This is a genomic window from Pseudomonas gingeri, from assembly GCF_013385425.1.
Lineage (GTDB): Bacteria > Pseudomonadota > Gammaproteobacteria > Pseudomonadales > Pseudomonadaceae > Aquipseudomonas > Aquipseudomonas gingeri_D.
Genome location: NZ_JACAQA010000011.1, coordinates 41432 through 66926, shown reverse-complemented (window position 1 = coordinate 66926; position 25495 = coordinate 41432). Strand labels below are relative to the sequence as shown.

23 protein-coding genes are annotated in these 25495 nt (G+C 64.1%); 18 read left to right on the top strand and 5 right to left on the bottom strand.

Annotated features, from left to right (window positions below; all coding sequences use genetic code 11):
- Positions 1-23 precede the first annotated feature (23 nt).
- The 8 genes from prmA (at position 24) to HX830_RS16665 (ending at position 10495) form a co-directional block, all read left to right on the top strand.
- Positions 24-902, top strand: a complete 879-nt coding sequence (prmA, locus tag HX830_RS16700; RefSeq protein ID WP_177101316.1) for a 50S ribosomal protein L11 methyltransferase — start codon at positions 24-26, stop codon at positions 900-902.
- A 30-nt stretch (positions 903-932) separates the two neighbouring features.
- Positions 933-2246 carry a DUF3426 domain-containing protein gene (locus tag HX830_RS16695; RefSeq protein ID WP_177101314.1) on the top strand — a complete coding sequence of 438 codons (1314 nt, stop codon included), beginning with the start codon at positions 933-935 and terminating at the stop codon, positions 2244-2246.
- Positions 2247-2422: 176 nt separating this feature from the next.
- Positions 2423-3436 (top strand): tRNA dihydrouridine synthase DusB, encoded by a 1014-nt coding sequence (gene dusB / locus HX830_RS16690; protein ID WP_103497791.1) that lies wholly within the window; start codon positions 2423-2425, stop codon positions 3434-3436.
- The gene (gene fis, locus HX830_RS16685; RefSeq protein WP_003186237.1) at positions 3433-3753 is read left to right on the top strand and encodes a DNA-binding transcriptional regulator Fis; all 321 of its coding nucleotides are present in this window, start codon (positions 3433-3435) and stop codon (positions 3751-3753) included. Before dusB ends, fis begins: the two co-directional genes overlap by 4 nt.
- 81 nt (positions 3754-3834) lie before the next feature.
- Positions 3835-5442 (top strand): bifunctional phosphoribosylaminoimidazolecarboxamide formyltransferase/IMP cyclohydrolase, encoded by a 1608-nt coding sequence (gene purH / locus HX830_RS16680; RefSeq protein WP_103497792.1) that lies wholly within the window; start codon positions 3835-3837, stop codon positions 5440-5442.
- Positions 5443-5594: 152 nt separating this feature from the next.
- Entirely contained in the window at positions 5595-6890 is a 1296-nt protein-coding gene (purD, locus tag HX830_RS16675) for a phosphoribosylamine--glycine ligase (protein WP_103497794.1), read from the top strand.
- Between the two features lie 99 nt (positions 6891-6989).
- Positions 6990-9782, top strand: coding sequence for a response regulator (locus HX830_RS16670; RefSeq protein WP_177101312.1), 2793 nt, complete (start codon positions 6990-6992; stop codon positions 9780-9782).
- Positions 9783-9898: 116 nt separating this feature from the next.
- Entirely contained in the window at positions 9899-10495 is a 597-nt protein-coding gene (locus HX830_RS16665) for a MarC family protein (RefSeq protein ID WP_152741591.1), read from the top strand.
- Between the two features lie 2 nt (positions 10496-10497).
- Here HX830_RS16665 and HX830_RS16660 read toward each other — a convergent pair whose 3' ends face one another.
- The 5 genes from HX830_RS16660 to cobG all read right to left on the bottom strand — a co-directional run bounded on the left by HX830_RS16660 (position 10498) and on the right by cobG (position 16189).
- Positions 10498-11679 carry an ATP-binding protein gene (locus HX830_RS16660; protein WP_177101310.1) on the bottom strand — a complete coding sequence of 394 codons (1182 nt, stop codon included), beginning with the start codon at positions 11677-11679 and terminating at the stop codon, positions 10498-10500.
- A gap of 131 nt (positions 11680-11810) precedes the next feature.
- Complete coding sequence (gene cobJ / locus HX830_RS16655; RefSeq protein ID WP_177101308.1) at positions 11811-13517, bottom strand: precorrin-3B C(17)-methyltransferase; 1707 nt, start codon at positions 13515-13517, stop codon at positions 11811-11813.
- Positions 13514-14245, bottom strand: coding sequence for a precorrin-2 C(20)-methyltransferase (locus HX830_RS16650; RefSeq protein ID WP_177101377.1), 732 nt, complete (start codon positions 14243-14245; stop codon positions 13514-13516). Before HX830_RS16650 ends, cobJ begins: the two co-directional genes overlap by 4 nt.
- On the bottom strand, positions 14245-14871 hold the full coding sequence (locus HX830_RS16645; RefSeq protein WP_100944274.1) for a precorrin-8X methylmutase: 627 nt from the start codon (positions 14869-14871) through the stop codon (positions 14245-14247). Before HX830_RS16645 ends, HX830_RS16650 begins: the two co-directional genes overlap by 1 nt.
- Positions 14864-16189 (bottom strand): precorrin-3B synthase, encoded by a 1326-nt coding sequence (cobG, locus tag HX830_RS16640; RefSeq protein WP_256350533.1) that lies wholly within the window; start codon positions 16187-16189, stop codon positions 14864-14866. Before cobG ends, HX830_RS16645 begins: the two co-directional genes overlap by 8 nt.
- Positions 16190-16326: 137 nt before the next feature.
- On the opposite strand from cobG, the gene cbiE reads away from it, so the two are divergent.
- The 10 genes from cbiE to HX830_RS16590 all read left to right on the top strand — a co-directional run bounded on the left by cbiE (position 16327) and on the right by HX830_RS16590 (position 25423).
- Entirely contained in the window at positions 16327-17529 is a 1203-nt protein-coding gene (gene cbiE / locus HX830_RS16635; protein ID WP_177101304.1) for a precorrin-6y C5,15-methyltransferase (decarboxylating) subunit CbiE, read from the top strand.
- A gap of 126 nt (positions 17530-17655) precedes the next feature.
- Positions 17656-18753: a cobalt-precorrin-5B (C(1))-methyltransferase gene (locus tag HX830_RS16630; RefSeq protein ID WP_177101302.1), complete on the top strand. Its 1098-nt coding sequence runs from the start codon at positions 17656-17658 to the stop codon at positions 18751-18753.
- Complete coding sequence (locus HX830_RS16625) at positions 18750-19475, top strand: cobalt-precorrin-6A reductase (RefSeq protein WP_177101300.1); 726 nt, start codon at positions 18750-18752, stop codon at positions 19473-19475. Before HX830_RS16630 ends, HX830_RS16625 begins: the two co-directional genes overlap by 4 nt.
- A gap of 54 nt (positions 19476-19529) precedes the next feature.
- The gene (locus HX830_RS16620; RefSeq protein ID WP_177101298.1) at positions 19530-19865 is read left to right on the top strand and encodes a type II toxin-antitoxin system RelE/ParE family toxin; all 336 of its coding nucleotides are present in this window, start codon (positions 19530-19532) and stop codon (positions 19863-19865) included.
- A 6-nt stretch (positions 19866-19871) separates the two neighbouring features.
- Positions 19872-20195 carry a helix-turn-helix domain-containing transcriptional regulator gene (locus tag HX830_RS16615; RefSeq protein ID WP_100944269.1) on the top strand — a complete coding sequence of 108 codons (324 nt, stop codon included), beginning with the start codon at positions 19872-19874 and terminating at the stop codon, positions 20193-20195.
- 146 nt (positions 20196-20341) lie between these two features.
- Positions 20342-20743 carry a DUF2946 domain-containing protein gene (locus HX830_RS16610; protein ID WP_177101296.1) on the top strand — a complete coding sequence of 134 codons (402 nt, stop codon included), beginning with the start codon at positions 20342-20344 and terminating at the stop codon, positions 20741-20743.
- Between the two features lie 48 nt (positions 20744-20791).
- The gene (locus HX830_RS16605; protein ID WP_177101294.1) at positions 20792-21286 is read left to right on the top strand and encodes a copper chaperone PCu(A)C; all 495 of its coding nucleotides are present in this window, start codon (positions 20792-20794) and stop codon (positions 21284-21286) included.
- A gap of 21 nt (positions 21287-21307) precedes the next feature.
- Complete coding sequence (locus HX830_RS16600; RefSeq protein WP_177101292.1) at positions 21308-21733, top strand: DUF2946 domain-containing protein; 426 nt, start codon at positions 21308-21310, stop codon at positions 21731-21733.
- A gap of 97 nt (positions 21734-21830) precedes the next feature.
- Positions 21831-23951 (top strand): TonB-dependent copper receptor, encoded by a 2121-nt coding sequence (locus tag HX830_RS16595; RefSeq protein ID WP_177101290.1) that lies wholly within the window; start codon positions 21831-21833, stop codon positions 23949-23951.
- Positions 23952-24040: 89 nt separating this feature from the next.
- Positions 24041-25423 carry a PepSY-associated TM helix domain-containing protein gene (locus HX830_RS16590; RefSeq protein WP_177101288.1) on the top strand — a complete coding sequence of 461 codons (1383 nt, stop codon included), beginning with the start codon at positions 24041-24043 and terminating at the stop codon, positions 25421-25423.
- Positions 25424-25495: the final 72 nt, after the last annotated feature.

Here is a 25495-nt window from a genome sequence, read left to right as displayed (position 1 = left end):
CATTTTTGCAAAGGTGCCCCGCCATGCCTTGGCTGCAAGTACGCCTGGCCATCAGCCCGGAACAAGCCGAAACCTACGAAGACGCCTTCCTCGAAGTCGGCGCCGTTTCGGTCACCTTCATGGATGCCGAAGATCAACCGATCTTCGAACCGGAACTCAACACCACCCCGCTGTGGTCACACACCCACCTGCTGGCGCTGTTCGAAGGCGGCACCGAGGCGGCCAGCGTGCTCGCGCACCTGGAACTGCTGACCGGCGCACCACTGCCCGAGTACCACAGCGAAGTGATCGAGGACCAGGACTGGGAACGCAGCTGGATGGACAACTTCGAGCCGATGCGCTTCGGCCGCCGCCTGTGGATCGTCCCGAGCTGGCACGCCGCGCCGGAACCGGAAGCGGTCAACCTGCTGCTCGACCCGGGCCTGGCCTTCGGCACCGGCACCCACCCGACCACCGCACTGTGCCTGGAATGGCTCGACGGCCAGGACCTCAAGGACTGCAACGTCCTGGACTTCGGCTGCGGCTCGGGGATCCTGGCGATTGCCGCCCTGCTGCTGGGCGCCAAGGAAGCGGTCGGTACCGATATCGACGTCCAGGCCCTGGAAGCCTCCCGCGATAACGCCGGGCGCAACCATATCGACGAGGCGCTGTTCCCGCTGTACCTGCCGCAAGACCTGCCCCAGGTCCCGGCCGACGTGCTGGTGGCCAATATCCTCGCCGGCCCGCTGGTGTCCCTGGCACCGCAACTGTCCACCCTGGTCAAGCCCGGCGGTCGCCTGGCGCTCTCGGGGATCCTCGCCGAACAGGGCGCGCAAGTCGCTGCTGCTTATGCCCAGGACTTCGATCTCGACCCGATTGCCGATCGCGATGGCTGGGTGCGCATCAGTGGTCGTCGGCGCTAGAATGGGCGCCTGCATGAACCGGATCGCCGCATGACCGACAGCTTCGTCACCCAGTGCCCGCATTGCCAGACCAGTTTCCGCGTCAGCCACGCTCAATTGAGCGTGGCCCGTGGTGTGGTTCGTTGCGGCTCCTGCCTGCAGGTGTTCAACGCTGCGCGACAACTGCTCGAACAACGCGCAGCCCGGGAAGCGGCGAGCGCCGCCGGTGTTGCCGCGCCAGCGCCGAAGCCGGTGCCGGCGCCAGTACCACCCGCACCGCCGCCACCGCCTCCAGAACCGCCGCAACAGCCACGGGCCATCAGCCAGCGACAATGGTCGGCCGAAGAGCTGGACCTGGACAACCTCGACCTGGACGAGGAACTGGCGCGCCTGGAACAGCGGGAAATCCAGCCGACCAAGGCGTTCGGCCAGGACCGCGGCGGCAAGGGCGAGTCCCTCAGCGCCCGCCGCGACGGCCCGGACACGGAAGAAGAGCAATGGCCCGACAGCCTGTTCAGCGAACCGCCGGGCAAGCCTGTCGGAGCCACTTCGGCCGACGAGGGCGAAACGGCCCCGGCCAAGGCGCCGGAAAAGAAGCCAGAACAACCCAAGTCAGCGCGCACCGAGCCTTCGCTGTCCTTCGATCTCGCCGATCTGGACGACGAACCACCAGTCCCGCGCCTGCAGCTTGAGCACGATGAGCTGGAAGACGACACCTTCCATGCCCCACCGGCCCCTGAACCGGCCGACGATGCGCCCGCCGAAGAAGAACACAGGAAACCCAAGGCCAAGCGCGAGCGCAACGAGCCCGGCCTGCACGACGACGTGCTGCTGGACCTGGTCGACGACCCGATCCAGCTCGACTGGCAACGCCGCCGCTCGCCCTGGGGCCGGCGCCTGCTCTGGCTGCTGCTGGTGCTGCTGGCCGCCGGCGCCCTGGTCGGCCAATACGTCGGTTATCACTTCGACGAACTGGCGCGCCAGGACCAGTACCGCCCCTGGTTCCAGCAACTGTGCCCGGAAATCGGCTGCAAGGTGCCGTCAAAAGTCGATATCGCCCGAATCAAGAGCAGCAACCTGGTGGTCCGTAGCCACCCGGACTTCGCCGGCGCCCTGGTGGTGGATGCGATCATCTACAACCGCGCGCCGTTCTCCCAGCCCTTTCCGCTGCTGGAGCTGCGCTTCGCCGATCTCAACGGCCATCTGATCGCCAGCCGCCGCTTCAAACCCGCCGAGTACCTGAGCGGCGACCTGGCCGGCCAGGGTGAAATGCCACCACAGACACCGATCCATATCGCCCTGGACATCCTCGACCCGGGTGCCAAGGCCGTGAACTACAGCTTGAGCTTCCACTCGCCCGAGTAACCCGGCACTCATTGCCCGGCGGGGCGGCAGTTTTCTGGCGGCAACCAAACCGCCAGCGATAAGCGAATAACTGTTCAGATTTTATCCAATTTTGCCTTTATCCAGTCATCGAGAGCGGGTATCATGCCAACCCTTTTTCGAACTCTCATGATCCGGCCCCACACCAGGGAAGTCCTATGTCGGCGGTACGCATCGGCCCATATACATTGCAGAACGGCTTGATTCTCGCCCCCATGGCGGGCGTCACCGACCAGCCCTTTCGTCAGTTGTGCCGACGCCTGGGCGCGGGTCTTGTAGTCTCGGAAATGGTCACCAGCGACATGAGCTTGTGGAACAGCCGCAAATCGCGTCTGCGCATGATCCACGAAGGCGATCCCGAGCCCCGCTCGGTACAGATCGCCGGTGGCGACGCACAGATGCTGGCGGAGGCGGCCCGGGCCAATGTCGAGCTGGGGGCACAGATTATCGATATCAACATGGGCTGCCCGGCCAAGAAGGTCTGCAACAAGGCCGCCGGCTCCGCGTTACTGAAAGACGAAGCACTGGTGAGCGAGATCCTCCACGCCGTGGTCGCGGCGGTGGACGTCCCGGTCACCCTGAAGATCCGCACCGGTTGGGACCGGGCGAACAAGAACGGCCTGACGGTGGCAAAAATTGCCGAACAGGCGGGAATCACGGCACTGGCGGTGCACGGGCGAACCCGTGCCGACCTGTATACCGGTGAAGCCGAGTACGACACCATTGCCGCGATCAAGCAGGCGGTGTCGATCCCGGTCTTCGCCAACGGCGACATCGATTCGGCCGAGAAAGCCCGGCACGTGCTGCACGCGACCGGTGCCGATGGCCTGTTGATCGGCCGGGCCGCCCAGGGGCGGCCATGGATTTTTCGTGAAATCGAGCATTTTCTGCGTACCGGCGAAACCCTCCCGGCACCGGAGCTGTTCGAGGTGGAACGTATTCTGCTAGAGCATCTGGCCGCGTTGCATGCCTTCTATGGGGAGGTGATGGGTGTACGTATCGCCCGCAAGCACGTCGGCTGGTATCTCGCAACCTTGCCGGGCGCCAAGGAGTTTCGCGCCCACTTCAATCGTGTGGAAGAAACGGAAGCACAGTGCGCCAACGTTCGTCAGTTTTTCGCCGAGCGTTACAAGAGCCTGGTAACAGGGGAAGGGAGAGGGGTGGCCGCATGACGATGATGACCGAGACTTTAGTGAGTGGAACAACGCCCGTGAGCGACAACGTCAATTTGAAACAGCACCTCAACACGCCGAGCGAAGAAGGCCAGACCCTTCGCGGGAGTGTCGAGAAGGCGCTGCACAATTATTTCGCCCACCTTGAGGGCGCGGCCGTCACGGACGTGTACAACCTGGTGCTCTCGGAAGTCGAAGCGCCCTTGCTCGAAAGCGTGATGAACTACGTCAAGGGCAACCAGACCAAGGCCAGCGAGCTGCTCGGGCTGAACCGCGGCACCCTGCGCAAGAAACTCAAACAGTACGATTTGCTGTAAGCATTCAATCAAACCAGAAAGGCGCCCGCGTAGAACCGGTCGCCTTTTTTGCTGACTCCTTTGCTTTTGATGGAAATTGAGATGACCGACCAGACCACCCGCCTGCCGATCCGCCGTGCCTTGATCAGTGTTTCCGACAAGACCGGGATCCTCGAATTCGCCAAGGAACTGGAAGCCCTGGGCGTGGAGATCCTCTCCACCGGCGGGACCTTCAAGCTGCTGCGGGACAACGGCGTAGCCGCAGTGGAAGTCGCGGATTACACCGGTTTCGCGGAAATGATGGACGGCCGGGTGAAAACCCTGCACCCGAAAATCCACGGCGGTATCCTCGGTCGTCGCGGCATCGACGACGCCATCATGAACGAGCACGGCATCAAGCCGATCGACCTGGTGGCCGTCAACCTCTACCCGTTCGAAGCCACCATCAACAAACCTGGCTGTGACCTGCCGACCGCCATCGAAAACATCGATATCGGCGGCCCGACCATGGTCCGCTCGGCGGCCAAGAACCACAAGGACGTGGCCATCGTGGTCAACGCCAGCGACTACTCCCAGGTCCTGGAAAGCCTCAAGGCCGGTGGACTGACCTACGCCCAGCGTTTCGACCTGATGCTCAAGGCGTTCGAACACACCGCCGCCTACGACGGCATGATCGCCAACTACATGGGCACCGTGAACCAGGCCGCCGAGACCCTGAGCACAGAAGGCCGCAGCGAATTCCCGCGGACCTTCAACAGCCAGTTCATCAAGGCCCAGGAAATGCGCTACGGCGAGAACCCGCACCAGAGCGCGGCGTTCTACGTGGAAGCCAAGCCCGCCGAAGTCGGCATCGCCACCGCCACCCAGCTGCAAGGCAAGGAACTCTCCTACAACAACGTGGCCGATACCGATGCCGCGCTGGAGTGCGTGAAGAGCTTCGTCAAGCCGGCCTGCGTTATCGTCAAGCACGCCAACCCGTGCGGCGTGGCGGTCAGCCCGGACGCCGAAGGCGGTATTCGCCAGGCCTACGAACTGGCCTACGCCACCGACACTGAATCGGCCTTCGGCGGCATCATCGCCTTCAACCGCGAACTGGATGCCGAAACCGCCAAGGCCATCGTCGAGCGTCAGTTCGTCGAAGTGATCATCGCCCCCTCCGTGAGCGAAGAAGCCCGCGCCATTGTGGCCGCCAAGGTCAATGTGCGCCTGCTGGTCTGCGGCCAATGGGACGCCAACCGCGCCCCGGCCTGGGACTACAAGCGCGTCAACGGTGGCCTGCTGGTGCAGAGCCGCGATATCGGCATGATCGGCAGCGACGACCTGAAAGTCGTGACCCAGCGCGCACCGACCGAGCAAGAGATCCACGACCTGATCTTCGCCTGGAAAGTCGCCAAGTACGTCAAGTCCAACGCTATCGTCTACGCCAAGAACCGCCAGACCATCGGTGTCGGCGCCGGCCAGATGAGCCGCGTCAACTCCGCTCGTATTGCTGCAATCAAGGCCGAGCATGCTGGCCTGCAGGTACAGGGCTCGGTCATGGCTTCGGACGCGTTCTTCCCGTTCCGCGACGGTCTCGACAATGCGGCCAAGGCCGGTGTCACCGCGGTGATCCAGCCGGGCGGCTCGATGCGTGACAATGAAGTGATTGCTGCCGCTGATGAAGCCGGTATCGCGATGGTGTTCACCGGCATGCGCCACTTCCGTCACTAAAGACAAGTGTGTAAACGCCGCTCACCTGTAGGAGCAGGGCTTGCCCGCGAAGCCTTTGGCGACCTCAAGGTCCCCTTCGCGAGCAAGCTCTGCTCCTACAGAACGGCGGCGTCGCAGTTCTCCCAGAATTCAGCGTCATCGAGGTTTTTGAAATGAATGTTTTGATCATCGGCAGCGGTGGCCGTGAACACGCCCTGGCCTGGAAAGTGGCGCAGGACCCGCGTGTCGAGAAAGTCTTCGTTGCCCCGGGCAACGCCGGCACCGCCATCGAGGCCAAGTGCGAGAACGTCGCCATCGACGTCCTGGCCCTTGAGCAGTTGGCGGACTTTGCCGAGAAAAACGTTTCCCTGACCATCGTCGGTCCGGAAGTGCCGCTGGTGGCCGGCGTGGTCGACCTGTTCCGTGCCCGTGGCCTGGACTGCTTCGGCCCGACCGCCGGTGCCGCCCAGCTCGAAGGTTCCAAGGCTTTCACCAAGGACTTCCTGGCGCGCCACAAGATCCCTACCGCCGACTACCAGAACTTCACCGAGATCGAGCCGGCCCTGGCCTATCTGCGTGAAAAAGGCGCACCGATCGTGATCAAGGCCGACGGCCTGGCCGCCGGCAAAGGCGTGATCGTCGCCATGACCCTGGGTGAAGCCGAAGATGCCGTACGCGACATGCTCGCCGGCAATGCTTTCGGTGAAGCCGGTTCGCGGGTGGTCATCGAGGAGTTCCTCGACGGCGAAGAAGCCAGCTTCATTGTCATGGTCGACGGCAAGAACGTCCTGCCCATGGCCACCAGCCAGGACCACAAGCGCGTCGGCGACGGCGACAGCGGCCCGAACACCGGCGGCATGGGCGCTTACTCGCCGGCGCCAGTGGTCACCGCCGAAGTGCATCAGCGGGTCATGGACCAGGTGATCTGGCCCACCGTGCGCGGCATGGCGGCCGAAGGCAACGTCTACACTGGCTTCCTGTATGCAGGGCTGATGATCGACCAGGCCGGCAACCCGAAAGTCATCGAGTTCAACTGCCGCTTCGGCGACCCGGAAACCCAACCGGTGATGCTGCGCCTGCAATCGAGCCTGATCCTGCTGATCGAAGCCGCACTGGCCCAGGCCCTGGACAAGATCGAAGCACAATGGGACCCGCGTCCGAGCCTGGGCATCGTCCTCGCGGCCGGCGGTTACCCTGGCGATTACGCCAAGGGCGCAGTGATCAACGGCCTGGATGCGGCCGCAGGCCTGGAAGGCAAAGTCTTTCACGCCGGTACCGCACTGAAGGACGGCCAGGTAGTAACCTCCGGCGGTCGGGTGCTCTGCGCCACCGCCCTGGGCAACAGCGTTGACGCCGCACAGCAGCAAGCTTACAAGCTCGCAGCTAAGATTGATTGGGACGGCTGCTTCTACCGTAGCGACATCGGCTATCGTGCAATTGCACGCGAACGCGCAGACTCAAAGGAATAAACTATCCGAAGGGATAGGCAAGGGCCGTCAGCCCTTGCCGAACTATTCCAGCCCTGCGCATAGTTATCACCGGGCATCAACCTACGAAGGGATTTCGCCGTGCGCTGGCTCAGGATCGCCATAGGTTTCACTGTCAGCTTGCTGACCCTGCTCTGCCTTGCTCCGGCCCAGGCCTCGCAAGGCATTGGCTGGGCGTCATTGCTTGACGACCAGGCCGACCTGCAATTGAGCGATATCCGCTCTTCACGCTTCACCAACCAATTCAGTCCGGTCGAGCTCGAACGCTTGACTGCCGCCCAGCCCGAGGGTGCCTTGTGGCTGCGCTTTCGCCTGCAACCGGGCAGTCATGAACAAGTCCTGCGGGTCTTCGCCCCCGACCTGGCGCGCCTCGACCTCTATACCCTCGACGGCGACAACCTGATCGCCCAGGTGCGCACCGGCAACGACCTGCCCCAGGCCGAACGCCCGCTGCCCAGCAGTGACTTCATGCTGCCACTGGTGCAAAGCACCCGGCCGCTGGATATCTATCTCCGGCTGGTCTCCAAGCACGAGCTTCGCCCGCACATCACCCTGGAGCCGGCTATCGCGGTCGCCGCCGACCAGAACCAATCACTGCTCTATGGCCTGCTGTTCGGCTGCCTGACGATGCTGATCCTGCACAACCTGATCCGCTTCGCCTATACCCGTTCGCGCAGCAGCCTGTGGCTGGCGGCCTGCGAAGGCTTCCTGCTGCTCAGCGCGCTGTTCCTGCTGAACCTGATCGGTCCCTGGATGCCTGACTGGCATGGCGCGCAGACCCCCGCCTCCTATGTGGCGCTGCTGCTGACCGCGCCCTGCGGACTGATGTTCACCTACTCGTTCTTTTCCCAGCTGGGCCCGCACCCACTGAACAAGCTGCTGCTGGGCGATATCCTGGTCATCAGCCTCGGCGGCCTGTTGCTGTTGTTCGTCGACACCCTGCCCCTGAACATCATGACCTACGGCCTGGTGGGCCTGGCGAGCCTGAGCATCCTGCTGGTGTCCGCCTATCACTGGCAGAAGGGCTACCGTCCGGCGCGGCTGTTCGTGGTGGCCATGGTGATCTTCAACATCGGCACGCTGGTGATCCTGCCCGCGCTGCTGGGGCTGACCCTGGTGGCACCGCAAGGCCTGATCATCGCGCTGCTGGTGTTTATCTGCATCAGCGGCCTGCTGATGAGCGTGGCCCTGGGCGAACGCCGTCGCAGCATCACCGAAGACCAGTTCAGCCTCAGCCGCGACCTGGCCGCGAGCAACGCGGAAATCGCCGCCAAGGCCGAGTTCCTGGCGAAGATCAGCCACGAGATCCGTACGCCGATGAACGGCGTGCTGGGCATGACCGAACTGCTCCTCGGCACGCCGTTGTCGGTCAAGCAGCGCGACTATGTGCAGACCATCCACAGCGCCGGCAACGAGCTGCTGACCCTGATCAACGAGATCCTCGACATCTCCAAGCTGGAGTCCGGGCAGATCGAACTGGATGATGTGCAGTTCGACCTCAATGCCCTGATCGATGACTGCCTGAGTATTTTCCGGGCCCGGGCCGAGCAGCAGAATGTCGAGCTGATCAGCTTTATCCAACCGCAAGTGCCGCGGGTGATCAGCGGTGACCCGACGCGCCTGCGCCAGACCCTGCTCAGCCTGCTGGAACACGCCCTGAAGAAAACCGACGAAGGCGAGATCCTGATTGTCGTCGCCCTCGACGAACGCAGCGGCCAGCCGCGCCTGCGCATCGCGGTCCAGGACAGCGGCGTACCGATGGGCGACGAAGAACGCGATGCCCTGCTCCACGCCGAACTGCAGAGCAAGAACTTCCTCGCCGCCACCCGCCTGGGGGGCAACCTCGGATTGGTGATCGCCCGCCAGCTGGTGCAACTGATGCAAGGCGAATTCGGCATCAAGAGCGGCACCCACCAGGGCAGCACCCTGTGGCTGACCCTGCCGCTGGACCCGCTGCACCTGGAGAACCCGACCTCCGACCTCGACGGTCCGCTGCGCGGTGCGCGGGTCCTGGTGGTCGACGACAACGACACCTGCCGCAAGGTGCTGGTGCAGCAATGCAGCGCCTGGGGCCTGAATGTCAGTGCCGTGCCGTCGGGCAAGGAAGCCCTGGCACTGCTGCGGACCAAGGCCCACCTGCGCGACTACTTCGACGCGGTGCTGCTGGACCAGAACATGCCCGGCATGACCGGCATGCAGCTGGCGGCGAAGATCAAGGAAGACCCGAGCCTGAACCACGACATCCTGCTGATCATGCTCACCGGCATCAGCAACGCGCCGAGCAAGATCATCGCGCGCAATGCCGGGGTCAAGCGCATCCTCGCCAAACCGGTGGCCGGCTACACCCTCAAGACCACCCTGGCCGACGAGCTGGCCCAACGCGACAAAGGGCCAGGACACGGGCACGGGCCGGCACCGACGCCAACAGCAAGTCCCGAGCCGGTGGAACCGATCACCGTACCGAGCGACTTCCGTATCCTGGTGGCCGAGGACAACAGCATTTCCACCAAAGTGATCCGCGGCATGCTCGGCAAGCTCAACCTCAAGCCCGACACCGCGAGCAACGGCGAAGAGGCCCTGCGGGCGATGAAAGCCCAGCGCTATGACCTGGTGCTGATGGACTGCGAGATGCCGATCCTCGACGGTTTTTCCGCCACCCAGCAGCTACGTGCCTGGGAAGTCGGCAACCAGCGGGTACGCACTCCGGTGGTGGCGCTGACCGCGCACATTCTCACCGAACACAAGGAACGCGCGCGCCAGGCCGGGATGGACGGGCACATGGCCAAGCCGGTGGAACTGTCGCAGTTGCGTGAGCTGGTGGAGCACTGGGTGGCCGAACGTGCGCAGCAGCAGGCCCAGGTTCCGACGCCCTGACATCGGGACAGAAAACCGCCCCGTGAGAATCCGCCCGGCCCGTTCCCGGACAAAGCCGACAGCGTACGCAACCCCTGATAGACTGCCGTCGCCCTCCTCCGTTGCGAGCCCACACCATGCTCCACGTGTTATTCAGCGTTTACCTGAAGATGCTGGTGCTCTACAGCCCGTTCTTCGTCCTGTCCTGCTTTATCAGCCTGACCCGTGGTTATTCCAGCAGGGAGCGGCGACGCCTGGCCTGGAAGGTCGCGTTGGCGACGCTGGTGTCCAGCGTGCTGCTGTATCTGTTCGGAAGGGTGATCTTCAGCGTGTTCGGCATCACCGTGGATGCCTTCCGCATCGGCGCGGGCAGCGTGCTGTTTATTTCGGCGCTGGGCATGGCCCAGGGTAAATCGGCGGTGCAGACCGATAACCTGCAGCAGGACGTGACTATCGTCCCGCTGACCATCCCGCTGACCGTCGGCCCCGGCACCATCGGTGCCCTGCTGGTCATGGGGGTCAGCCAGCCGCACTGGGACGACAAGCTCTCGGCCATCGTCAGCATTGCGCTGGCGAGCCTGACCGTCGGCGTGGTGCTGTACCTGTCCCACCGGATCGAACGCATCCTCGGCGACCAGGGCCTGCAGATCGTCAGCCGCCTGATGGGGCTGTTCGTCTGCGCCCTGGCGGCGCAGATCATCTTTACCGGGGTGCGTGGGTATCTGGTGCCTTGAAGTCAGCGCTCGGTGCGGTTGCTCTTGAGCCCCTGGAGCAATCCCTCGCTTTCCAGAGCAGCGACGACGCTTTGCTCCTCGACGGCGTAGACCCCTCGTGCCGCGCGCCACACCAGCTTCTTCTCCTGCAACGCCACAAGCGCCTGTTGTACACCGGTGATTTCGGCTTTCGCCACATCAGGAGCAATGCCGGCCGCCAGCAGTGCAACATCGTAAAGCGCCATGGTCTGGCTCTCGAAGGGGGCGTAATCCGACCCTGCAGCCGCCATCACCCGTAACACCGCGGATTGAATCGGTGTGAGGCTATGCACCGCTCGCATCAATTCCTGATTCATACCCTGTGCCTGAATGAGCACTTCCTCGGCAAAGCGCGCCGGCCCGTCCTCATCGCTCAGATCGAACTCGTACTGTAAAACCCCTGCCGCCGCCGCGAGGACCTCGGGACGGCTCGAGGCCTGCCTGAACAATTCAAGAACCGACTTGGGCTCCAGAGCGAAGGGCAAAGCCACATTGGCACAGAACCACTCAATGTAATCAGCGCCCAATGGTGGGAACTTGATCAGGGGCGCGCCGAAGAATGCCTGGTCCTTGCTGTTGCGCAGCATCGCCAGCTTGTCACTGTTGGATCCGGTACAAACCACCCGTAAACCAAAGTGCCGGCTACTGTTGAGCTCGTCGCGGGCGGCCTTGAGGGCAAACATCGTCGCCACGCCCGCCTCGGTGGTGATCGCGTGCTGGGCTTCATCGATGATCAGCACAATCATCTTCCGAGTTTCATCCGAGAGTGCCGCCAGCGCGGCACTCAAGGAAATATCCTTGCCCAGGCCGATACGATCAAGGTCGAACGACAACCCGCCGACCTTGAGCCTGTCCATTCCGACCCCCTTGGCCAGGCGCTGGATAACCCCTTCATTTTTTGCCAGCTCGCCGCGAATGGCGCTCAGGATGACGGTGCCCGGATCGGCCGACATGTTTTCCCAGAGGTCGGCGTATACCACCAGGGTCCCTGCCGCCTCCAGCGCCGGGCGCAAGTCTTCACGCATGAAGGTGGACTTGCCGGTTCGACGTGGCGCGGCAAAAAACAGACCGGAGCTGGCGGCGCTGCCAACAGCCGTGCTGAGGATATTTTTGGTGTATGCCTGGGCCTGACCCGCGCGGTGGAAAAACGGCTGATGGGAGGACATGACAGGCTCCTTTATAGTCAATTATAGATGATTATAGTCAATTATAGATGATTATAGAAAAGCCGTTTTACAGCCAATTACATACGATTATAGAGAATTATAGACGCCGTCCTTTTTGAGCCCGAAGCCCCTCAAGACCGTGGCTTTTCACCGTACCAGCGCGGGGTGTAGACCCATTCGCCACCCTCGGCACGGGGAAAGACACAGGTGGTGGACGAACCGATGATGACCATGGTGCGCATATCCACCTGGTCCGGCGTCAACTCACCCAGGGTGGTCACCCGCAAGGTCTGTCCCGGCCGACCGATATCCCGTCCCAGTACCACCGGCGTCTGTGCCGTGCGGTGTCCGGCGACTATCTCCAGGGCCCGGCCCAACTGCCAGGGCCGCGAGCGCGAGATCGGGTTGTAGAAGGCCAGGGCCAGGTCGGCCCGGGCCGCCAGGTCGAGGCGCGTCTCGATGATGCTCCAGGGCTTGAGGTTGTCCGAGAGCGACATCACACAGAAATCATGCCCCAGCGGCGCACCAGCCTGGGCCGCCGTCGCCAGCGAGGCGGAAACCCCCGGCAGGATTTCCAGATCGACGCTGTGCCAGCGCGGGTCAGTGGACTCATGCAGGGCTTCGAGCACCGCCGCCGCCATGGCGAATACGCCTGGATCACCGGATGACACCACCACCACCGAACGCCCCTCGGCCGCCAGTTCAAAGGCGTGTCGGGCACGCTGCATCTCTTCGCGGTTATCGGTGCAATGCAACACCTGATCCGCACGGAACGGACCGGCCATGCGCACGTAGGTTTCATAACCCAGCACGTCGTTGGCCTTGGCCAATTCGGCCTTCACCGCCGGCACCATCAGTTCGGCGGCACCGGGACCGAGGCCGATCACCGCCAGCCGCCCGCGAGGACGACCGATGCGCTCCGGCTCCAGTGGCTGGCTGGCGACCGCGATCGCCAGGCCCTCGCCAACGGAGATCGGCGGCAGCAACTGCGGTATCGCCTGTTGCGCCATTTCAGCGACAGAACCGGTCGAGGCGACAAACCGCAACGGCACGCCCAGCTCGACAGCCGCTTCTCGCAACGCGGGATTGGCCATCTCGCTGTCCGCCGCCAACAGGCAGGCCAGCGACTGGCGGGCGATGTTTGCGCCGTGCAAGGCATCGCGCACTGCTCTGGCCAGTTCCGGTACACGGGCCGTCACCGCCACCAGCACGCTACGCGGATAAATCAGCAACTCATTGGCCGCCGGCGCACGCTCGGCGCTGCCGACATGAATCGACAGGCGCGCCTGATGGTCTTCCGGCAAATGCGCCTGCGCCAACCAGGGTGCCGCGCCTTCGATGCGCACGCTTTCACCGGCCAGCAGGTCCGAGACAAAACGCTTGCCCAGTTCCAGGTCGCCCAGGGCATAACCGCTCGGCGGGTTCAGCAGGCAGGTGCCGAAACGCAGCTCGCCGCTGGTGGTGATGGCCGCGGCCACACCGAGGCTGGCGGCCATTTCCCGGGCCATGACATTCACCCCGCCCAGTCCGCCCAGCAGCGGCACCACGGCGCTGCCGTCCTCGGCCACGGCCAGCACCGGCGGTTCGGCACCTTTCTCCAAGAGCACCGGGGCCAGCGTGCGGATCACGATACCGGCGGCGCACAGGGCAATGATCGGGGTGTCCTGCTGATAGAGCTGGCGCAGGGTCGCGCCAAACTCCTGATACAGCCGATCCGCGCCATCGACCCGCTCCGCCAGTCCGTAGACCAGCGCATCCGGATAAATCTGTTGCAGCCGTCGGGCCGTCGCCAGGCTGCCATTGCCGAGGATGACAATGGCCGGTTGCGCGCGGCTCATCCCTGCCACCGTTCGCCGGGCACGATAATCAGCGAGAAGTACGGCGAGGACATCGGCTCGACCTTATCGAGCGGGACGATTTTCTGGTTGGCCATGGTCGCGCGTTCCACATAGAGCGCCCGGTCGGCCAGGCCCAACTCTTCCAGCACCTGGCGAACCTTGGGGAAGTTGCGCCCCAGTTTCATGATCACCGCCGCATCGGCGTCGGCCAGGCGGCGCTTGAGTTCGTCATGGGGCAGCACACCGGACAATACCGACAGGCTCTGGTTGCGGTACACCAGCGGCACGCCGAGCACCGAGGCGCCGCCGAGCATCGAGCACACACCGGGAATCACTTCGGTCTCATAACGCTCGGCCAGGCGGTCGTGCAGGTACATGTAGGAACCGTAGAAGAACGGATCGCCTTCGCAGATCACCGCCACATCGCGGCCGGCCTCCAGGTGCGCGGCCACTTCCAGGCTGGCTTCGTCGTAGAAGTCGCTGATCACCTGCTCATAGGACAGGGGCGCGGGCAGTGCCTCGGTGGTCACCGGGTAGACCAGCGGCAGGAGGCCCTGGGCCTCCTGCAGGTGCGCCTCGATAATACCGAACGCGTTGCCTTTCTTGCCCTTGGCGACGAAGTACGCCACCACCGGCGACTCGCGCAGCAGGCGCAGGGCCTTGACCGTAATCAGTTCCGGGTCACCGGGGCCCACGCCGAGGCCGATCAGACGTCCAGGCTGCTGCATCATTCAATCTCCGTAGCGAGGGCATTCACGGCGGCGGCGGCCATGGCGCTGCCACCGAGCCGACCCTGCATGATCACGAACGGCACGCCGCGGCTGTCGGCCGCGAGCATCGCCTTGGATTCGGCGGCGCCGACAAAACCCACCGGGAAACCGAGGATCAACGCCGGTTTCGGCGCGCCGGCATCGAGCATTTCCAACAGGTAGAACAGCGCCGTCGGTGCATTGCCGATCACCACCACACTGCCTTCCAGATGGGGCCGCCACAACTCCAGTGCCGCCGCCGAACGGGTATTGCCCAGCTCCTGGGCCAACTCGGGCACGCGCTCGTCACGCAGGGTGCAGATCACCGGGTTGTTGGCCGGCAGGCGCGCACGGGTCACGCCCTCGCTGACCATCCGCGCATCGCAGAGAATCGCCGCGCCGGCCGCCAGGGCCTCGCGCCCGGCCTTGCCGGCACCTGGGGAAAACTGCAGGCCGTCGATGGCATCGACCATGCCGCAGGCGTGGATCACCCGCACCGCGAGCTTTTCCAGATCCGCGGGAATCCGTGCCAGGTTGGCTTCCGCGCGAATGATCGCGAAGGAGTTGCGATAGATCTCCTGACCGTCGCGGATGTAATCAATCATCGGTGTTGCTCCGTGAGCGGGCTGCCAGCAGGGCGCCCGCCGCATCAATAGTAAGGTGGCGGGCGTGCAGCCGGCCGAAGCCCGGGTGCGCGACATCGCGGAAATAGAGGTCGTAATGGCCGGGCGCAACCGCCAGCAAGGTGGCGGGCGCGACATGGGCCGCCGCGCAGGATCGCGTGCAGCCGGAAAGGTGCACGCCCTGGGGCTGGTCTTGCAGGTGCAGCGCCAGGCGGCGGGCGTCGGCCTTGGTGTCGGCCAGGCCCTTGCCGCAACCGGCCGAGCCGGTGCAGGCGATCAGTTGCGCCAGGGCGTCGGCGGCGTCGCATAACAGGCCGAGGTGTTGCAGCCGGGTGGTAACGGTGAGCGCATCTTCGGCCCGGATATTGGGCAGCAACAGGCTCTGCCAGGGTGTCAGGCGCAGGCTGGCATCGCCGAACTCACTGGCCAGTCGGGCCACGCCGTCGAGCATCGCAGCGTCGAGTCGGCCCAGGGGCGTCGCAGCCCCCACGTACACACGCCCCGGCTGGCGCTGTGGATAAGTGCCGATATGCAGCAGACCGGGAGAGGCTGGTCGGTGCCAGGACGGGACTGCCGCCGGTTCGAAGCCAAGGCGCAGGGTCAACCGAGCAAGAAACTCAGCGGGCACGACTTCAGCCAGCAGATGGCGCATGCGTGTCTGTTCGGGACGGGCCAGGTCGAGGAACAGCTCCAGCACCGCCACCACCAGCGAATGCCCTTCGGCCAGGGGCACGGCGGCCAGGGGCAGGTCATCGGCCGGACAGCCGGCCAGGCCGAATGCCAGGTATGGCTGATCGTCCAGCAGCAACGCCGACAGCCACAGGTCATGGGAATGCTCCAGCATCGCCAGGGCTTCGCCGCCATCCAGTTGCAGCGCGAACTTGGCCGACAGCTCATGAAAGCGTGAATGAGTCTGCAAGCTCGCCAGGATCTGCTCGGCCAGGGGCCGGGTATCGATCAATAACTGACGGTCGATACCCGCGCCCGGACTGAGCATCAGGTTGCGTACATCATCGCCCGCTGGCGTGGTCGGTCCGAGGCCTGCGGCCAGCAATTCGTCGATCAACGCTGCCTGTTGCTCGCCGATACCGCGAATCTGCAGGTTGGCCCGGTTGGTCGCCTCGATCACGCCACCGGCATAACGTGCGGCCGCCCGGGCCACGGCCTGGGCCTGGGCGCTGCCGATCACCCCGCCGGCCAGCTTGATCCGGCAGATACCGCCGTCCAGCGCCGGGACGATGCGCAGCAACCCCGGACAGGCCGAGGGGCGAATAGCAGTGGCGGGCGGGCGTGGGTTCAAGGGGCAACCGGCAGTAAAGGAAAGGTATAGGCTGTTATCGAAGAGCATTTCGCCCTCGAAGGCACGGTATTATGCCTGCTTTGTCCGATGGCATGAAAAGCCTGCCCGTCGGAACCGCTGTGTTTTGAGGATTTTAGATGGTGCCTTGGCTGACAATCGTGGGAATCGGTGAAGACGGCTTCAGTGGCCTGGGTCAGCAGGCCCAGGCAGCTCTGTCGGCAGCTTCGCGGGTATTCGGCGGCCAGCGGCAGCTTGACCTGCTGCCGGACTCCGTCCGCGCCGAGCGTCTGAACTGGCCGAGCCCGTTTTCCCTGGAGCCCGTGCTGGCCCTGCGCGGTGAGCCGACCTGCGTGCTGGCCAGTGGCGACCCGATGCTGTTCGGCGTCGGTGCCAGTCTGGCGCGGCGAGTGACCACCGAGGAAATGCAGGTGCTGTCCGCGCCGTCCTCCTGTTCACTGGCCGCTGCCCGACTGGGTTGGGCCTTGCAGGATGTGGTGACGCTCTCGGTGGTCGCCCGTCCGCTGGCGGCTCTGAATGCCCATCTGCACAGCGGTGTGCGTCTGCTGGTGCTGAGCAATGACGGCCTGAGTCCCGCCGCGATTGCCGCGCAGTTGCGCGAACGGGGTTTCGGTCCGAGCCGGATCAGCGTTCTGGAACACCTCGGAGGCCCCGTGGAACGGCGGATCGACGGACTGGCCGATGACTGGAGCGACCCGCCGGTGGCTGACCTGAACCTGGTGGCCATCGAATGCCTGGCCGCTCCAGGCACGCCACGTCTGTCGCGTATCGGCGGGCTGCCGGACAGCGCCTTCGAGCATGATGGACAACTGACCAAACGCGATGTCCGCGCCATCACCCTGGCCCGCCTTGCCCCGGTGCCCGGTGAACTGTTGTGGGATGTCGGCGCGGGCAGCGGCTCCATCGGTATCGAATGGATGCGCGCCCACCCCAGTTGCCGGGCCATCGCCATCGAGGCCGATACCGGGCGCCAACACTTGATCGAGCGCAACCGGGACAGCCTCGGTGTGCCGGGCCTGCAATTGATTCGCGGCAGTGCGCCCAAGGCCCTGGAAGGACTGGAGCCGCCGGATGCGATCTTTATCGGTGGCGGCGTTACCCGTCCCGGTGTGCTGGACAGTTGCTGGGCGCAGCTCAAGCCGGGAGGCCGACTGGTAGCGAATGCCGTGACCCTGCAAAGTGAAATGCTGCTGATGAACTGGCGCCAGGTCCATGGCGGCGAACTGACCCGCATTCACATCGCCCAGGCCCAGCCGCTGGGGGATTTCGACACCTGGCGCCAGGCCTTGCCGATCACCTTGCTCGACGTGGTCAAGCCTTGAACCCCTCAGACACTGTAGGAGCGAGCTTGCTCGCGATGGGCGTCAACGATAACGCGGGGAGCCTGATACCCAGCGGTGCCTGGACTACCATCGCGAGCAAGCTCGCTCCTACAAAGAGCAATCGTCATGCGCGATGAAACCGCCGAACAGTCCGCCCCTCTGCGCAGCGGCCTGACCACCGGCAGCTGCGCCACCGCCACCGCCCTGGCGGCGGCACGCCTGCTGCTCAGCGGCATCAGCTGCGATGCGGTGCAGATCACCCTGCCCAAGGGCAAGCGTGTGGATATGCGCCTGGAGTTCTGTCGCCGCCATGACGACGGCGCCGAGGCCGGCACTATCAAGGATGCCGGCGACGACCCGGATGTCACCCATGGCGCCCTGCTCTACTCGCAAGTGCGGCTGATCGCCGAACCCGGCGTACGTTTTCATGCCGGAAAAGGCGTCGGCACCGTCACCCGCCCCGGCCTGGTCCTGGCCGTCGGCGAACCGGCTATCAATCCGGTGCCGCGCCGAATGATCACTGACCACCTGCTACAACTGGCCGCTGAACTGGACTACACCGGCGGCTTCTCGGTCACCGTCAATGTCCGCGACGGCGAGACCCTGGCGCTGAAAACCATGAACCCGCGCCTGGGGATTCTCGGCGGGCTGTCGATCCTCGGCACCAGCGGTATCGTCCGGCCGTTTTCCTGCGCGGCCTATATCGCCTCGATCCACCAGGGCATCGATGTCGCCAAGACCAACGGTTACCTGCATATCGCCGCCTGCACCGGCAACGCCAGCGAAGACACCATGCGCCGCGTCTACAACCTGCCGGAAATCGCCCTGATCGAAATGGGCGACTTCGTCGGCGCCGTGCTCAAGCATCTGCGCAAGGTCCCGGTGGACAAACTGAGCCTGTGCGGCGGCTTCGGCAAGATCAGCAAGCTGGCGGCCGGGCATATGGACCTGCACAGCCGGCATTCGAGCATCGACCTGCCGCAACTGGCCGAATGGGCGGCCGAGGTCGGCGCCGACCAGGCCTTGCAGGACGCGATTGTCCAGGCCAATACCAGCCAGCAGGCACTGGCCATGGCCAGCGCGGCGGGTATCGCCCTGGGTGATGCGGTCTGCCGGCGCGCCCGCGACTTCGCCCGCAGCGTGGTCCCCAGGCAAGTGCAAGTGGAAGTCTTCGCCATCGACCGCCAGGGCGGTGTCGTCGGTCATGCCGGAGTGCAGTTATGAAACGCCTGTTGCTGCTTGGCGGCGTCACCGAGGCGCTGGCGATTGCCCGGACCTTGGGCCCCGAGCATATCTACAGCCTGGCGGGAGTCGGGCGGGTACCGACGGACTTGCAGTGCCAGGTCCGGGTCGGCGGTTATGGCGGCGCCGAGGGTCTGGCGCAATTTATTCAGGAAGAAGGCATCGACCTGCTACTGGATGCCACCCATCCCTACGCCGCGCAAATCAGCAGCAACGCCGCCACGGCCGCGCGCTTGAGCGGTATTCCCTGCTGGGCGCTACGGCGTCCGGCCTGGGTTGCGGAGCCTGGCGACGACTGGCGCGAAGTGGCCGACTGGGCCGCACTGGTCGAATCCCTCAAGCCCTTCCAGCGCCCACTGTTCACCCTCGGCCGCGAGCCGCTGCAACATCTGGAAGAAATTCCCTCCGGGCAATTCTGGACCTTGCGTGCCCTCGACGAGTACCCCGGCAATGCCCGCTGCGAAGTGATCGGCGCACGCGGCCCGTTCCTGCTGGAAGACGAGCGCGCCCTGTTCGAACGCCGCGCCATCGACGTGCTGATCAGCAAGAACAGCGGCAGCAGCGCAACCGAACCCAAGTTGCAGGTGGCCCGGGAACTCGGAATTCCGGTGCTGATTCTCCAGCGACCGGCATTGCCGCCGGTGGAGCGGGAGTTCCAGACGCTTGGTGAAACACTCGCGGCGTTGGCAAGCACTGCTCAATAGATCACGATCATCAGCTTGCAAATATAGTAACCTTTAGGTTACCTTGAGAGCACAATGATCGAGGTCGAAGAATATATTCGGGACAACCAGGCCAACCCATTCGAAAAGTGGTTCGCGTCATTGGATGTGCAGGCCGCCACGAAGGTATCCACTGCAATCCTTCGTATGCAGATGGGCAATACCTCCAATATCAAGTGGTTCGACGGCCTGGGTGAATACCGTATCGATTGGGGCCCGGGCTACCGGATCTATCTGCTACAGGAAGGCAAAAAGCTGATCATCCTGTTTGGCGGTGGTCACAAATCCAGCCAGACAAACGACATCAAGCAAGCCAAGGCGCTCATTGCCGAATACCAGCACCGTAAAAAAGCCGCATCGAAAACGAGGTAACACTGAATGGCCCTTACTCGTAGCTTCAAACAGACCATCGCCGAGCGGGCGCAGCGCGACCCGGCGTTCGCCCAGGCACTGCTGGATGAAGCCGCCACCCTGTTTCTCAATGGCGAACCCGAGATTGCACGGGTGATCCTGCGTGATCTGGTCAACGCTACCGTCGGCTTCGAGGGCCTGGCCAAGGAAACCGACAAGCCGAGCAAAAGCCTGCACCGCATGCTTTCGGCCAAGGGGAATCCGAGCATGGACAACCTGGCCGCTATCTTCAGTGTGATTCGCGCCACCCTGGGCGTGAAGATTGAGGTCCATGCCGTTCCGACCCTGTGACGGCATCCTGCTACGCTTGTGCACAAGGATCACCGACAAAGCCTACACAAGCTTGCGACCTTTCACCGCAGCTCGCGCTTTTACTTATGAAGGACGTTCAGGCTAAATAACCCATCTGTTTGAAAACACTCACGGAAATCCTTTCCATGCCCCGACAACGGCTAGCCATTGCCTGGATCGCCTGCTTTGCAGTGCTGTTCAATCTGCTCGCCATGCCGATGTCCGGAGCCATGGCGCAAGCCTCGCAAGACTCGATCGCGGAACAACTGTTGTGGGGCAGTTTCTGCTCGGCCAGTGGCACCCGCCTGGTGGCCATCGACCTCGGCAAGCTGGAACAGCAAACCCCGCAGAACGACGAGCATTCCAATATGCAGCACTGCTGGTGCTGTGCGGGCTTCGCCTCGTTGCTGGCGTTGCCCGGCCATGTTCCACAGTTGCCGGTGGCCCAGGACGAAACCCAGCCGGCACGCCCCGTCACCCAGATCGACCTCCCCACCCCGCGCCAGCAGTGGCCTTCGCTCAATCCCAGGGCTTCTCCGCTAGCCTGATTCACACCCACAGTCTGTGTGCGTCATGAATCGTTATGGAGAACCACCATGTTCAAGAATGCCCTGTTGCTGGCCGCCCTGCTGCTGCCCGCCTGCTTTGCCCATGCCCATGAATTCAAGGTCGGTGACCTGAGCATCACCCATCCCTGGTCCCAGGAACTGCCGCCCAACGCCCCGACGGTAGCGGCCTATTTCGTGATCCACAACCCGGGCACCACGGCCGACCGCCTGACCGGCGTCGACAGTCCCATCGCCGGCAAGGCCGAACTGCATGAACATGTGATGCAGCTCGACCTGATGAAAATGCAGCAAGTCGCCAGTGTCGAAGTACCCGCCGGCGGTGAAGTGAAGTTCGCCCCCATGGCCTTTCATGTGATGTTGCTGGACCTCAAGGACCGTAGCCTCTTGCAGGATGGCAAGCACTTTGCGCTGACGTTGCACTTTGAAAAAGCCGGCGACGTGACCGTCGAGGTATCGGTACAGAAACAGCCGCCTGCCGGGACCAATGAGATGAGCCACATGGATCACGCGCCCGTTCAATAATCGACGACGCCCGTGAACGCCATGCACGCCGCACGCCTCAGGTCACCCCGCTCCCGCGCCCAAGTACGCGGCAGTTGGCTAAGCCTGTTCGCCATGCTGATGATCTTTATCGGACCGCTGATTTCCCAGGCGATGCCGATGGATCACCGCATGCCCATGTCGATGGGCATGGACATGTCGATGGAGATGCCCGGGCAGGCAGGCGAGGCCATGGCGCCCAGCGCCGACGAGCACCACGCCCCCAGCGCCGAGCACCATGCGCTATGGGAAAAATGCGGCTATTGCACCCTGCTGTTCAGTTGCCCGGCCCTGCCGCAGAACCTGAGCTTCGCCGCCCTTGACGGCCCCAGGCCGACGGCCGCCGTCGCTACCCAGACCCGCCTGGGCCATGCCCGGCAAACCACCTTTCCCGGTGCTCGCACCCGCGCCCCGCCCGCGTTCCATTAAGCAGCGACCCACTACCCTCTCACCCGGCCCGCCTGAACTGTAACCCGCAGTTCCAAAGCGGCTGCCGTGTTGTATTCGCTTGAATGATGGAACGCTTATGTCCACTGCAAACACTCGCCTGCGCGCTGCCCGGGCGTCTTCCCCGTTCGCCCTGAACGAGGCCCGCGCCCGCCTGCGCCAGGGCACCGCGCTGATGTGCGGCGCCCTGCTCGCCCCTGCCGTCTTCGCCGCCGACGCGCCAGAGGAATCCGCCCGGGAAATCGCCCCGACAGTCATTACCGCCATCGCCCCCAGCTCGCCGCTGACGGTGATCACCGACCCCAAGGACCCGCGCCAGCCGGTCCCCGCCAGTGACGGCGGCGACTACCTCAAGACCATCCCCGGCTTTGCCCTGATACGCAACGGCGGCACCAACGGCGACCCGGTGCTGCGCGGCATGTTCGGCTCGCGGCTGAATATCCTCACCAATGGCGGCCAGATGCTCGGCGCCTGCCCGGGGCGGATGGACGCACCGACCTCCTACATTTCCCCGGAAACCTACGACAAGCTGACGGTGATCAAGGGACCGCAAACCGTGCTCTGGGGCCCCGGCGCCTCGGCCGGGACCATCCTCTTCGACCGTGAGCCGGAGCACTTCGGCGAACTCGGCACGCGGGTCAACGCCAGCGTGCTGGCCGGCTCCAACGGGCGTTTCGACAAAGTGGTCGATGCCGCCGCTGGCGGTCCGTCGGGCTATGTCCGGGCGATCGGCAACCAGGCCCGTGCGGGCGACTACAAGGACGGCAATGGCGACCGCGTGCCCTCGCGCTACGACAAGTGGAACGGCGACGTCGCCCTGGGCTGGACGCCGGATGCCGACACCCTGCTGGAACTGACCGCCGGCAAGGGCGACGGTGAAGCCCGCTACGCCGGGCGCGGCATGGACGGTTCGCAGTTCAAGCGCGAAAGCCTCGGCCTGCGTTTTGAAAGGTCGAACCTCGGCGAAGTGCTCGACAAGCTCGAGGCCCAGGTCTACTACAACTACGCCGACCATGTGATGGACAACTACAGCCTGCGCCAACCCTCCGGCACCGGGATGATGGCCGGCCCCATGGCCTCCAATGTCGACCGCCGCACCCTCGGCGCGCGACTCAAGGCCACCTGGCGCTGGGCCGACTGGCAACTGATCGGCGGCCTTGATGGGCAAACCGACGAACACCGCCAGCGCAGCAGCATGGGCATCGACACTTACGAGAGCCTGCCACGCAACCGGGATGCCGAGTTCCACAACTACGGCGTCTTCGGCGAACTGACCTGGTACGCCGCCGAGCGTGACCGCCTGATCAGCGGCGCGCGGCTGGACCGCGCCTCGGCCAAGGACTTTCGCCAGCGCATCGGTTCCGGGATGAGCGCCCAGCCCAATCCGACCGCCGGCCAGACCCGTGCAGACAGTCTGCCCAGTGGCTTCATGCGCTACGAGCATGACCTGGCCGACAGCCCGACCACGCTGTACGCCGGCCTCGGTCACGCCGAACGTTTCCCGGACTACTGGGAACTGTTCTCCCCCAACCAGGGCCCGAGTGGTTCGCTCAACGCCTTCGATGCCATCAAGCCGGAGAAGACCACCCAGCTGGATGTCGGCCTGCAGTACAAGACCGAGGACCTGGAGGCCTGGGCCTCGGGCTATGTCGGCCAGGTGCGCGACTTTATCCTGTTCAACTACCAGCCGGGAATGATGGGCACGACCTCCCAGGCGCGCAATATCGACGCGCGGATAATGGGCGGCGAGCTCGGCGCGGCCTATCGGCTGACGACCAACTGGAAAGCCGATGCCAGCCTGGCCTATGCCTGGGGCAAGAACACCAGCGACGGCAAGGCACTGCCGCAGATGCCGCCCCTGGACACCCGCCTGGGCCTCACCTATAGCCGCGACAACTGGAGTGCCGGAGGTCTATGGCGAGTGGTTGCGCGACAGAACCGCATCGATCTGAACGAGGGCAATGTGGTCGGCAAGGACTTTTCCAAAAGCGCCGGCTTCGGCGTGTTCTCCCTCAACGGCGCCTATCGGATCAACAGCCACGTGAAGATCAGCAGCGGCGTCGACAACCTGTTCAACAAGGCATACGCCGAGCACCTGAACCTGGCGGGCAACGCCGGGTTCGGCTACCCGGCCAATGACCCGCAAGCCATCAACGAACCGGGGCGCACGTTCTGGACCAAGGTGGATATGAGTTTCTAACCGTAACTTTGGCGAGCGGCGTCCTGACAAGCCCGCTCGCCGCACTGTCACCGTCTATCCAATGACTGATACCTTGCGGAGCGCTCCTGATGAGCCAACCTAAAATCTCCTTCTACAACCTGGCCTGGCGCTGGCATTTCTATGCCGGGCTGTTCGTTGCGCCGTTCATGGTCCTGCTGGCCCTGACCGGGATCATCTACCTGTTCAAACCGCAACTCGACCCGCTGTTGTACAGCGACCTGATGACGGTCCAGGCCGGTCATCACCGCCTCAACGCCGACGATCAGATGCGCCGCATCGAGATGGCTTATCCACAGGTGCTGATCAAACAGTACCTGCCGCCGATCAACGCCGAACGCAGCGCTCAGTTCGTGCTGATTCGCGACGGTCGCGAGCTCAACGTGTTCCTCGACCCCTATCGCGGCAACATACTCGGCGAGCAGGATGCCAAGCTCAATCTGCAAGCCGTCGCCCGCGCCCTGCACGGCGAACTGATGATCGGCACCCTCGGCGATCGCCTGGTGGAACTGGCCGCCGGCTGGGGCGTGATGCTGGTGGTGTCCGGCCTCTATCTCTGGTGGCCACGGGGCCGTTCCAGTGCCGGCGTGCTCTGGCCACGCCTGAGCCAGCGCGGACGCATCGTCTGGCGCGACCTGCACGCCGTCACTGGGTTCTGGGGCGCCGGGCTGCTGCTGTTCATGCTGCTCAGCGGCATGACCTGGACCGGGGTCTGGGGCAAGCAGTACGCCGAGGTCTGGAACAGATTTCCCGATGCCATGTGGAACAACATGCCCAAGTCCGACCTCAAGGCCCGCAGCCTCAACGACGCGACCCGCCAGACCGTGCCCTGGGCCCTGGAAAACACGCCGATGCCGATGTCCGGCGACCATGCCGAACACATGAACCACGGCGCCACCTCAAGCGGCCCGGCAGCACCGGGCATCAGCCTGCAACAGGTGGTGGACATCGCCGCCACGCGCCAGGTCGAACCCGGCTACAGCATCACCCTGCCGACCACCGCCGAAGGCGTGTTCACCATCGCCGTGTTCGCCGACGACCCGCGCAACGATGCCACCCTGCATGTCGACCAGTACAACGGCAGGGTCCTGGCCGATGTGCGCTGGCAGCACTACGGCAATGTCGCCCGGGCCACGGAAATGGGCGTGATGCTCCATGAAGGCAAGCTGTTCGGGACGATCAACCAGCTGGTCATGTTGCTGGTGTGCCTGATGATCCTGCTCAGTGCCGTCAGCGGCGTGGTGATGTGGTGGAAGCGTCGTCCGCAAGGTGGCCTCGGTGTACCGCCGCTGCGCCACGACCTGCCACGCTGGAAAACCGCCCTGGTGATCATGTTCGCCCTGGCGATCCTGTTTCCCCTGGTCGGGGTCTCGCTGATCGTCGTCTGGCTGCTGGATTGGGCGCTGCTGTCGCGTCTCAAGGGCCAACCTGAATCGGCCTCATCTTCAACCTGAACAGGTTGAGAGGCGCATTCCAGAGGAGTCTGTAGACTTTTGACGAGAATATGTTGCAATTGCATATTGTTA

Bases quoted from the DNA above. Each gene is read 5' to 3' on its own strand.
- prmA (WP_177101316.1), top strand. From the start codon at position 24: ATGCCTTGGCTGCAAGTACGCCTGGCCATCAGCCCGGAACAAGCCGAA.
- HX830_RS16695 (WP_177101314.1), top strand. From the start codon at position 933: ATGACCGACAGCTTCGTCACCCAGTGCCCGCATTGCCAGACCAGTTTC.
- dusB (WP_103497791.1), top strand. From the start codon at position 2,423: ATGTCGGCGGTACGCATCGGCCCATATACATTGCAGAACGGCTTGATT.
- fis (WP_003186237.1), top strand. From the start codon at position 3,433: ATGACGATGATGACCGAGACTTTAGTGAGTGGAACAACGCCCGTGAGC.
- purH (WP_103497792.1), top strand. From the start codon at position 3,835: ATGACCGACCAGACCACCCGCCTGCCGATCCGCCGTGCCTTGATCAGT.
- purD (WP_103497794.1), top strand. From the start codon at position 5,595: ATGAATGTTTTGATCATCGGCAGCGGTGGCCGTGAACACGCCCTGGCC.
- HX830_RS16665 (WP_152741591.1), top strand. From the start codon at position 9,899: ATGCTCCACGTGTTATTCAGCGTTTACCTGAAGATGCTGGTGCTCTAC.
- HX830_RS16660 (WP_177101310.1), bottom strand. From the start codon at position 11,679: ATGTCCTCCCATCAGCCGTTTTTCCACCGCGCGGGTCAGGCCCAGGCA.
- cobJ (WP_177101308.1), bottom strand. From the start codon at position 13,517: ATGAGCCGCGCGCAACCGGCCATTGTCATCCTCGGCAATGGCAGCCTG.
- HX830_RS16650 (WP_177101377.1), bottom strand. From the start codon at position 14,245: ATGCAGCAGCCTGGACGTCTGATCGGCCTCGGCGTGGGCCCCGGTGAC.
- HX830_RS16645 (WP_100944274.1), bottom strand. From the start codon at position 14,871: ATGATTGATTACATCCGCGACGGTCAGGAGATCTATCGCAACTCCTTC.
- cbiE (WP_177101304.1), top strand. From the start codon at position 16,327: ATGGTGCCTTGGCTGACAATCGTGGGAATCGGTGAAGACGGCTTCAGT.
- HX830_RS16630 (WP_177101302.1), top strand. From the start codon at position 17,656: ATGCGCGATGAAACCGCCGAACAGTCCGCCCCTCTGCGCAGCGGCCTG.
- HX830_RS16625 (WP_177101300.1), top strand. From the start codon at position 18,750: ATGAAACGCCTGTTGCTGCTTGGCGGCGTCACCGAGGCGCTGGCGATT.
- HX830_RS16620 (WP_177101298.1), top strand. From the start codon at position 19,530: ATGATCGAGGTCGAAGAATATATTCGGGACAACCAGGCCAACCCATTC.
- HX830_RS16615 (WP_100944269.1), top strand. From the start codon at position 19,872: ATGGCCCTTACTCGTAGCTTCAAACAGACCATCGCCGAGCGGGCGCAG.
- HX830_RS16610 (WP_177101296.1), top strand. From the start codon at position 20,342: ATGCCCCGACAACGGCTAGCCATTGCCTGGATCGCCTGCTTTGCAGTG.
- HX830_RS16605 (WP_177101294.1), top strand. From the start codon at position 20,792: ATGTTCAAGAATGCCCTGTTGCTGGCCGCCCTGCTGCTGCCCGCCTGC.
- HX830_RS16600 (WP_177101292.1), top strand. From the start codon at position 21,308: ATGCACGCCGCACGCCTCAGGTCACCCCGCTCCCGCGCCCAAGTACGC.
- HX830_RS16595 (WP_177101290.1), top strand. From the start codon at position 21,831: ATGTCCACTGCAAACACTCGCCTGCGCGCTGCCCGGGCGTCTTCCCCG.
- HX830_RS16590 (WP_177101288.1), top strand. From the start codon at position 24,041: ATGAGCCAACCTAAAATCTCCTTCTACAACCTGGCCTGGCGCTGGCAT.